An 8,714-nucleotide genomic window follows, 5' to 3' on the forward strand; every position below is an offset into this window, starting at 1 on the left:
ATCTAAATTCATAATCGTACTTCTACTCCTCTCTCTCTCAAGTACTCTTTGACTTCACGGACACGGAACTGTCCGTAATGGAATACCGAGGCCGCCAGCACAGCATCTGCTTTGCCTTTGGTCAATACTTCGTAAAAATGTTCTAGCTTGCCTGCACCGCCCGAGGCGATGACAGGAACGGATACAGCTTCCGATACGGCACGTGTAAGCGCAATATCATAGCCGTCTTTCGTACCGTCTGCATCCATGCTCGTCAAGAGAATTTCTCCCGCACCGAGCGCCGTTGCTTCGCGCACCCATTCGAGCACATCAAGGCCTGTCGGTGTACGACCGCCGTTGATATAGACTTCCCATTTATTGTCGCCGACACGTTTGGCATCGACAGCCAAAACGGTGCATTGACGACCAAAGAGCGTGGCACATTCACGCAAGATGGCCGGATTTTTGATAGCCGCTGTATTGAACGATACCTTGTCCGCACCTGCTTGAAGCATCTTGCGAACATCTTCGACTGTGCGGATACCACCGCCGACAGTCAACGGCATAAATACTTCCGACGCTGTTTTGTCAACGACCTCGCGCATCGTAGCACGTTCTTCTACCGATGCCGTGATATCGAGAAATACGAGTTCGTCGGCACCCTCGAGGTCATATTTCGCCGCAAGCTCAACAGGATCGCCCGCATCACGTAGACCGACGAAGTTCGTTCCTTTTACGACACGGCCTTCTTTGACATCAAGACAAGGAATAATACGTTTCGTATACATCCACTCATCTCCCTTCTGCTACGCAAAGCGCAGCTCTGAGATCGATCTTGCCCGTATAAAGTGCCTTACCGATGATCATACCTTCGATTTCGGGCGATGCCGCTACGCGGTAAACATCGTCCATACCTGCCACACCGCCCGATGCGATAACAGGAATACCTGCCGCCCGTGCAAGCTCGACTGTCGATTCGACATTGACACCGCTAAGCGTTCCGTCACGCGAAATATCCGTATAGATGATACGTGCAACACCGACATCAGCCATACGTTTCGCAAGCTCGGTTGCTTGTACGCCGCCCGAGATACCCCAGCCTTCTACCGCGACTTCTCCGCCTTTGGCATCAATGCCGACGACGATACGTTCGCCGAATAAACGGCACGCTTCTTTTACCAATTCGGGATCTTTCACGGCGATCGAGCCAAGAATGACACGATCGACACCTGCGTCAAGCCACGCTTCGATCGAATCAAGATTGCGGATCCCACCACCGAGCTGTACAGGCACAGAAACGTTCGCTATAATATCACGAATCGCATCAAGGTTGACAGGCTTACCTTGGAGTGCGCCGTCAAGATCGACGATATGCAGATACTTGCCGCCTTGTGCCTCCCATTTGATCGCCATGTCGGCAGGGCGGTCGGCAAATATCGTTTCTTGGTCGAATCGACCTTCCAAAAGACGAACACATTTGCCGCCGCGAATATCTATTGCAGGAAATAAAATCATTCGATTCTCCTCCTATTTGTTCCAGTTTACAAAATTCTTCAGCATCGAAAGACCGACACGGCTCGATTTTTCGGGGTGGAACTGTGCCGCCTGCACATTATCCTTCCCGACTGCTGCCGTCAGCATCGTACCGTATTCCGTCTGCGCGGTAACGATAGATGTATCGTTCGGCACAGCGTGAAAACTATGTACGAAATAAACGTATTCATTTTCCGAGATCCCTTCAAAAAGAGGTGACGGCGTTTGATACGATAAGCTGTTCCAGCCCATATGCGGAACCTTGAGCCCGCATGGCGGAATCGCTTTTACTTCACCTTTGAAGATGCCGAGGCCTTTTATACCCGGGCTTTCTTCACTCGACTCAAACAAAAGCTGAAGTCCGAGGCAGATACCGAGGAACGGTTTACCCGATCCAACTGCTTCATGGATAACGGGAATAAGACCGTATCGTTCGAGATTCTTCATACAATCTCCGAATGCACCGACACCGGGAAGAATGACCTTGGCGGCACGACGAATGACTTCGGCGTCACTCGTAATGACAGCCTCTGCCCCGACTGCATGCAGAGCTTTTTCGACACTGCGGAGATTACCCATACCATAATCAATGATCGCTATCATTGTTCTCACCTTTTCACAGTTATTGCAGTCTTCGTTCTTACAGACTGCCTTTCGTCGACAAAACACCTTGGATCGCAGAGTCGATGCGCGTTGCTTGACGCATGATGCGGCCAAGTGCTTTAAAGATGCCTTCCACGATATGATGTGCGTTTTTGCCATGTACTTTCTTCACATGAAGCGTAATTCCCGCATGAACGACGAACGCACGCAAAAATTCTTCTGTCAGTTCCGTATCGTACGCTCCGATCATCGGTGCATCGACAGGCGCATCGTATACGAGATACGGTCTGCCGCTGAAATCGACCGCCGCCATAATGAGCGTTTCATCCATCGGCAACAGCCACGAACCGTAACGCGCCATACCGATCTTATCACCAGTACATTTCGCGAATACTTGTCCGAGAACGATACCGATATCTTCTACGGTGTGATGTCCGTCTACTTCGATATCACCATGGCACTCTACGACCAAGTCAAATCCACCGTGTTTCGCAAACAGCGTCAACATATGATCGAAAAATCCGATACCGCTTCTGATATGACTTTGTCCGCTTCCGTCGAGGTCTAAGCTGACACGAATCTCCGTTTCAGCCGTCGCTCTGGTTATCGTCGCTACGCGCATACTACTTCGCTCCCTTACACCACCGTTTGATGGCGTTCATAATTTCATCATTTTCTGCCGTTGTACCGATCGTGATACGAATACAGTTCTCAAGCATCGGTGCATTGGCGAACGAGCGTACGGCAATACCGATATTCGCAAGATATTTCGCCAACTCTCCCGCACCTTCGACTTTGAGGAGAAGGAAGTTCGTAGACGACGGATAAACGGTGATATTCGTTTCTGTTTCAATAAAGGCCGCCATACGTTCACGCTCGATGATCGTCTGCTGGATATACGGAATAAATTCATCCCGCATCTGGAAGATCGTTTCGGCAACAGTAAGTGTCAATTTGTTGATATGATACGGCATCGATATTTTGCGAAGCATCGCGACCACGTCTTCATTCGCAATGACATAGCCCGCACGGATACCTGCCGCGCCGTACGCTTTGGAGAACGTACGCGCTACAATGAGATTCGGATATTGCGCAACGAGCGGAAGTGCCGTTTCACCATAGAATTCCATATATGCCTCATCGACAACAACAGGACATTTCGCACGACGAACGATATCTTCGACCACCGTAAGCGGAGTAGCCGTACCTGTCGGGTTGTTCGGATTGCAAAGGACGATCAATTTGGCATCATGTTCTTCTGCCGCCCGCAACAGTTTTTCTTTATCGACTGTATAATCGGCTTCAAGCGGTACAGGTACCGCTGTGCTTTCCGATATTTTCGCATAGATGGCATACATCGAGAACGACGGTACGGGGAATACGATGCTTCTTCCTGCACCACCGTACAAAAAGAATAATTTTTCTAAGATCTCGCTCGAACCATTGCCGAGCCATACATTATCAATATCATAACCACTGCCGCGTCCGATCTCTTCGCGCAGTTCGGTCATAGCAATATCGGGATAACGATTGAACGCCACATAAGAAAGGCGGCCTTCGACACGCTCTGCCACAAGCGGCGGAAGATTGCGGTTCGATTCGTTGGCGTCTACTTTGATACGCCAATCTTGTTCTTCTACTCCATATACAGGGAGCTTATCAAGTCCCGGTCGAAACATCAGCGTTCCCCCCTTACGCGAATCGCATTGGCATGTGCCTTGAGCCCTTCGGCTTCTGCCAAACGGATAATATCATCACTTACATCAGCAAGTGCTTCTTTTGTATAAGCAATGATGCTTGTTTTTTTCATAAATGTTTCTACGTTCAGCGCAGAGTAAAAACGTGCCGTTCCGCCTGTCGGAAGAACATGGTTCGTACCTGCCAGATAATCGCCGAGCGGTTCGGACGAATACGCACCAAGGAAGATAGCACCCGCATTTTTGAGAAGCGGAAGCATCATAAACGGATCTTTCATCAAGACTTCCAAGTGCTCGGGCGCAGAGATATTAGCAAGCTGTGCCGCTTCTTCTTTATCTCTCGCAATGACGATCATGCCGTTTTTCTCAAGCGATGCGCGCGCGATCTCTTGCCGCGGAAGCAATGCCAGCTGTTTCTCAAGCTCTGCCTTGATCTGCGGTACGAGTGCTTCACTCGTCGTGATAACGATGCTCGATGCCAACACATCATGTTCGGCCTGACTGAGCATATCTGCCGCAACATACGCAGGGTCGGCAGTTTCATCGGCAAGGATCAATATCTCGCTCGGACCTGCCAGCATATCGATATCACAATGGCCGTAGACGGCTTTTTTCGCAAGCGTTACAAAAATATTACCCGGGCCTGTAATTTTATCTACCTTCGGTACCGTTTCCGTACCGAATGCAAGTGCGCCGATAGCCTGTGCACCACCGAGTTTGAACACACGCGTAACACCTGCCAGCCGTGCCGCTACAAGAACATACTCGTTGACACTGCCGTCACGGGCGGGCGGAACGACCATAACGATCTCCGATACGCCTGCAACCTTCGCAGGAACGGCATTCATCACAACGGACGACGGATACGATGCCGTACCGCCCGGTACATAGATCCCGACGCGCTCGATCGGCAGACAATTCTGTCCAAGCATTGCACCTTTTTCACGATACGTTATCCACGATTTCGGCAGCTGCTCTTCGTGAAAACTACGTACATTTGCGATCGCTTTTTTGATCGACTGCACAACGAGCGGGTCTGCTTTCGCAAATGCCGCTTCATATTCTGCTTCACTGACTTCCATCGACTCAGGTGTAAGTTCTGCCCCGTCGATCAGTTTCGTATAACGGAATACCGCCTCATTGCCTTCCTTACGGATAGCGGTAATGATTTCATTCACAACTTCTTCTGCCGTTAATCTGCGGCCGAACGTCGCCTCTACTTTTGCCTGCGCACCTTCACCGAGAACGACCTCATCAAACGCAGGTTTTTCCAGCAAACGGCGCATCTCATCGCGCGTTATGCTGTTTGCCTCAACGATCCTCATCCGTTTGCCTCCTCTGCCAATACTTTTTTCATCTCTCTTACAACTTCTTGAATACGCTCATACTTCATCTTAAAGCTAACACGATTGGCGATCAAACGCGCCGTCGTCGTGCAGATCGGTGCGATCTCTTTGAGATTATTCTCTCTGAGCGTGCGACCCGTTTCCACGATATCAACGATCATTTCTGCCAAACCTACCATTGGTCCAAGCTCGATAGAACCGTTCAGCTTAATGAACTCCATCTGCATACCCTGTCTGTCGAAAAAATCCTGTGCAATATTCGGAAACTTCGTTGCTACACGGAGATTCGCATAGTCTGCCAGATTCGGGCGAAGCTTCGCTTCGGGCACCGCTACCATCAAGCGACATTTTCCGAATCCCATATCGAGAAGTTCGTAGACATCCTTGTTATTCTCCATCAGAACGTCCTTGCCGATGATACCGATATCTGCCGCACCATATTCTACATACGTCGGAAGGTCGGCCGTCTTCGTAATAATAAAACGAATTTTTTTCTCATCATTGGCTATAATCAACTTACGGGACTTCTCCGACAGATCTTCTGCCGTATAACCAATCTGTGCGAACTTCTTCGCCGATAAATCAAACAACTTGCCTTTGGGTAAAGCAATCGTCAAATATTCCATATCATTCCCAGTCATAAGCCCCTCCTGATTTTACTTTAGTCTTTTAAAGCGTTAATATGTTACTATCTTATCATTTCCACATATTTTTTGCAATTGGTTTGTAGGAACTTTTTCAGTCTTTATCGAAATAAATACGCATATATTTATTTAACCGATAAAAGGAGTGTTACTGTATGTCGCTTAACATCGTCGTCGCCAATCGCTTATCACAACGTCACATAGATTGGGTACACAATATCGTTCCCGATGCTAATATCATCACATGCGAAGACTCAGAGTTAGGTCAACATCTGCCGACTGCCGATATCTTGATCGCATGGGGGTTCATCAATATTGACGAACATTTGCCGAATGCACCGCGTCTTCGTTGGATCCATGCTTTAAGCGCAGGTGTCGAGAAAATACTCTCGCCGATGGTCGCCGAAGCATCTATCCAGTTAACAAATGTACGCGGCATTCACGGTATTCCTATGTCGGAGCACGTGTTCGGCATGATGCTTGCGTTCTCTCGCAGTATTGCAGGATTCGCACGCCAGCAACAAGATGCCGTTTGGAAACGATTGAGCCTCACGGAGCTTTATAACAAAACACTCTGCATCGTCGGTCTTGGCAGTATCGGCCGCGAGATCGCCAAACGTGCCAAAGCGTTCAATATGCGTATCGTAGCCACAAAACAAACGATGACACAAGAGCTGTTCGTCGATGAACTCTGTCCGCCGAGTGAACTTGACCGCCTTCTCGGCGAAGCAGACTATGTCGTCTTGACTGTTCCCGAAACGCCCGATACAGTCGGTCTCTTTTCTTACGAACGAATCTGCCGTATGAAAGAATCTGCCGTTCTCATCAACGTCGCACGCGGCACTGTCGTTTCTGCCGAAGGACTTGCACAAGCCTTGACCGAGAAGAAGATTGCGGGCGCGGCACTCGATGTATTCGAATCGGAACCGCTGCCGGAATCGTCTCCTCTCTGGAAAATGGACAATGTATTGATTACGCCGCATTGCGCCGCAGTTTCGCCACTCTATCTTGACAGAGCAATGCAATGTTTCTGCGAAAACTTGGTGCTCTACATGAATAACAAATCCATGATGAACGTCATCGACAAAGAACGCGGTTACTAATGCATCTCATCGGCTTGGCGAAGCAGTGTAAGCTCCGTACGCTCTCCGCTCATCATCGGCTCGTGATGATGTAAGACGAGCTCGATAAGTTCTTCTTCCGCACCGATCTCTTTGAGAAACTCCGCACTTCTTCGCGGATGATGAAAATAAACATAACATGCGTGCCGCAGATTATCGAGTCTGCTTCCACGGCCTTCGCGCCCCCATGATCTCATCATGCGGGGCGCGAATTTATGTCCTATAACAGTAATCACCTTATCTGCCGTACTGACATCTCCGTATATTTTCCCAACATCATGGAGCAGTGCTCCGCGAAGAAGAAGATCTGTATCGACATTTTCCCGTACTCTCTGCGCTAATACGAGCGCACTTTGGGCAACGCGTATCGCATGCTGTTGATCGGGTAGATTCATTCGCCAAAAAAGGCTTGCCTCCCTTGGCGACAGAATCCCATTTACCCATATCGAATCTTCTATTGTAATATGAGCTGTGATCGCCGCCCAGAATTGTTTCGCTCGCATCGTCTTATCCTTCGATATAGACAAGGCGCGTATAACCCTTATCCTGCTGACACTGCTCTGCCTGTTCCTTCGACTGCGGTGTCATACCGAGTTCTGCACAAAGTCCCTCTACGCGAAGTCTGTTCGCTTCTCGGATAGCGTCGGGCATCTTACCGTGCTGCCAACCGATATAGACATCTTTTTGGCGAAGGTCGGTTGCCAATCCCTGTCTTTCGAGCGATAACATGATACGCTCGATACCGACTGAAAATCCCGTTGCCGGACAATCTGTACCGAAGCTCTTGAGCATCTGATCATAACGACCACCACCGCAGATCGGGAATCCGAGCCCCGGTGCATATCCTTCAAATACCATACCCGTATAATAATCGAAATCACGAATGATACCCAGATCAAAATGTATCTCTTTTTCTACACCGTAGCATGCAAGCAAGCGGTATATCTCGGCAAGATTAGTGAGTGCCGCACGGCTCTTCGCATTTTTCACTTTTTGATATACTTCGTTCAGGATCTCCTCGCCACCATGCAGAAGCGGTATCTGACGAATCAAATTTTTCATTTCGTCGGTAATGGACGTTGCTTCCAGTATCGCATCAAGACCAACCAGATCTTGGTGTACCATTGCCGATTTTACGCGCTCGATCTCACCGTCGGTAAGACCGCTCGCTTCCATGATACCGTTGATGAAGTCGACTTGACCTAAACTGATCCTAAAATTCGGCAAGCCTGCCTGTCGAAGCGATTCGACTGCGATCGCGATGACCTCTGCATCGGCAGAAGCATCGGGAATCCCAAGAAGCTCAACTCCTGCTTGATAAAATTCGCATTGACGACCTGCCTGCGCCTGTTCGTAGCGGAATACGTTATCGACATAGCACAATTTCAGCGGTGTCGGCGCATCTTTCAATCGACTTGCCGCCACACGCGCGATCGGCGTCGTCATATCCGAGCGAAGCGCAAGTATCTGATTGCTGCGATCAAAAAACTTATACAGTCCCGCTTCTCTTTTCTCGGTATCGCCTTTCGTAAATGTATCAAGAAATTCCATCGTCGGCGTGATCACTTCATCATAGCCCCAGCGTCGGAACATCGCCGCCAACTTTTCTTCGATCGCACGTTTGCCTGCTGCCGCTTGCGGAAGCAGGTCTTTCGTTCCATACGGAATCTTCCATAACAATTCTTGTGATCTCATTGTGATTCTCCTATCTCTCTTCCAAACGAGCCAAAACTGTTTTATATCCGTCTGCACCATAATTCAAGCATCGCTTTACACGGCTGATCGTTGCGG

At 49.2% G+C, this 8,714-nt stretch carries 11 protein-coding genes; 1 reads left to right on the forward strand and 10 read right to left on the reverse strand.

The features are described from left to right. Positions 1 to 8: 8 nt before the first annotated feature. The 7 genes from hisF to IJN28_06990 are packed head-to-tail and all read right to left on the reverse strand — an operon-like array spanning position 9 to position 5,799. Positions 9 to 767: an imidazole glycerol phosphate synthase subunit HisF gene (gene hisF, locus IJN28_06960; GenBank protein ID MBQ6713505.1), complete on the reverse strand. Its 759-nt coding sequence runs from the start codon at positions 765 to 767 to the stop codon at positions 9 to 11. Between the two features lie 4 nt (positions 768 to 771). Continuing rightward, entirely contained in the window at positions 772 to 1,494 is a 723-nt protein-coding gene (gene hisA, locus IJN28_06965) for a 1-(5-phosphoribosyl)-5-[(5-phosphoribosylamino)methylideneamino]imidazole-4-carboxamide isomerase (protein MBQ6713506.1), read from the reverse strand. A gap of 12 nt (positions 1,495 to 1,506) precedes the next feature. Next, entirely contained in the window at positions 1,507 to 2,115 is a 609-nt protein-coding gene (hisH, locus tag IJN28_06970; GenBank protein ID MBQ6713507.1) for an imidazole glycerol phosphate synthase subunit HisH, read from the reverse strand. Positions 2,116 to 2,152: 37 nt separating this feature from the next. Then, a complete protein-coding gene (hisB, locus tag IJN28_06975; GenBank protein MBQ6713508.1) occupies positions 2,153 to 2,737 on the reverse strand; it encodes an imidazoleglycerol-phosphate dehydratase HisB in 585 nt (194 codons plus the stop codon). Between the two features lies 1 nt (position 2,738). Further along, a complete protein-coding gene (gene hisC / locus IJN28_06980) occupies positions 2,739 to 3,797 on the reverse strand; it encodes a histidinol-phosphate transaminase (protein MBQ6713509.1) in 1,059 nt (352 codons plus the stop codon). Then, positions 3,794 to 5,137, reverse strand: a complete 1,344-nt coding sequence (gene hisD / locus IJN28_06985) for a histidinol dehydrogenase (protein ID MBQ6713510.1) — start codon at positions 5,135 to 5,137, stop codon at positions 3,794 to 3,796. The genes hisC and hisD overlap by 4 nt, the downstream gene beginning before the upstream one ends. After that, positions 5,134 to 5,799 carry an ATP phosphoribosyltransferase gene (locus IJN28_06990; protein MBQ6713511.1) on the reverse strand — a complete coding sequence of 222 codons (666 nt, stop codon included), beginning with the start codon at positions 5,797 to 5,799 and terminating at the stop codon, positions 5,134 to 5,136. Before IJN28_06990 ends, hisD begins: the two co-directional genes overlap by 4 nt. A gap of 158 nt (positions 5,800 to 5,957) precedes the next feature. Here IJN28_06990 and IJN28_06995 point away from each other — a divergent pair, with 158 nt between their 5' ends. Continuing rightward, entirely contained in the window at positions 5,958 to 6,905 is a 948-nt protein-coding gene (locus tag IJN28_06995; GenBank protein MBQ6713512.1) for a D-2-hydroxyacid dehydrogenase, read from the forward strand. Here the strand turns inward: IJN28_06995 and IJN28_07000 are convergent. The 3 genes from IJN28_07000 to IJN28_07010 form a co-directional block, all read right to left on the reverse strand. Next, a complete protein-coding gene (locus IJN28_07000) occupies positions 6,902 to 7,426 on the reverse strand; it encodes an HD domain-containing protein (protein ID MBQ6713513.1) in 525 nt (174 codons plus the stop codon). The genes IJN28_06995 and IJN28_07000 overlap by 4 nt on opposite strands. A gap of 4 nt (positions 7,427 to 7,430) precedes the next feature. Then, complete coding sequence (gene hisZ, locus IJN28_07005; protein MBQ6713514.1) at positions 7,431 to 8,618, reverse strand: ATP phosphoribosyltransferase regulatory subunit; 1,188 nt, start codon at positions 8,616 to 8,618, stop codon at positions 7,431 to 7,433. A gap of 10 nt (positions 8,619 to 8,628) precedes the next feature. Continuing rightward, positions 8,629 to 8,714 (reverse strand): hypothetical protein (locus IJN28_07010; protein MBQ6713515.1); only part of this gene is annotated, 86 nt, incomplete at its 5' end.

The sequence above is a fragment of the Selenomonadales bacterium genome (assembly GCA_017442105.1).
In the GTDB taxonomy this organism is placed as follows: Bacteria; Bacillota; Negativicutes; order RGIG982; family RGIG982; genus RGIG982.